The organism is Pseudomonas sp. NBRC 111124 (genome assembly GCF_001320245.1).
Lineage (GTDB): Bacteria > Pseudomonadota > Gammaproteobacteria > Pseudomonadales > Pseudomonadaceae > Aquipseudomonas.
In genome coordinates, this window is sequence record NZ_BCBA01000080.1 from 1 (window position 1) to 885 (window position 885).

At 61.1% G+C, this 885-nt stretch carries 1 protein-coding gene; it reads right to left on the minus strand.

Translation table 11 applies throughout. The features are described from left to right. The coding region (locus tag APH28_RS28925) for an immunoglobulin-like domain-containing protein (RefSeq protein ID WP_371263111.1) at window positions 1-885 on the minus strand (885 nt) is incomplete at both ends.

Sequence of the window (885 nt, forward strand, 5' to 3'; positions counted from 1 at the left end):
CCACCTTCATTTCGGAGCCAGCCGGGTTGGTCAGCTTGGCGGTGTAAACGATCTCGCCGCCTTCCTGGACAGAGCCAGTGGCGGTCAGGGTCAGACCGGTGTTGTCCAGCTTGGCTGGATCATCGGTGACCACGGTGCTTGGCTCGCCAGCGGTTTCCAGCTTCTCGTAGTTGCCGCCGGTCACACCGGTGATGCTGTTGGTCACCGGGGTGTTGGTGTTGTACACGTTGTTCGGTGCAACGAAGTCGACCGAACCGGAGCTGGAATTGACCGGGATGGTGATGGTCTGGCCGTTGGCCAGAGTGATCACCAGCGGGGCGCCAGTAACCGGAGCAGTCACGCTCGCGGTATAGGTAACCACGCCGCCCTCGGTCACGCTCGGCGTGGCAGTCAGGGTTACGGTGCTGGTGTCGATGCTGTCGGTCACCGAGGTGACGGCAGCATTCGGGCTGACTTCCAGGTGTTCAAAGTCGCCACCGGTAGTGCCGGTGACACTTACTTTGACTTCACCGGCATCGACGTACACGGTGTTGGCCGGTGCAGGAACAGTGACGCTGCCTTCGGTCTGGCCCTTGGCGATGGTGATGGTTTCACCATTGCTCAGGGTCACCTTCATTTCGGAGCCAGCCGGGTTGGTCAGCTTGGCGGTGTAAACGATCTCGCCGCCTTCCTGGACAGAGCCAGTGGCGGTCAGGGTCAGACCGGTGTTGTCCAGCTTGGCTGGATCATCGGTGACCACGGTGCTTGGCTCGCCAGCGGTTTCCAGCTTCTCGTAGTTGCCACCGGTCACACCGGTGATGCTGTTGGTCACTGGGGTGTTGGTGTTGTACACGTTGTTCGGTGCAACGAAGTCGACCGAGCCGGAGCTGGCGTTGACCGGGATGA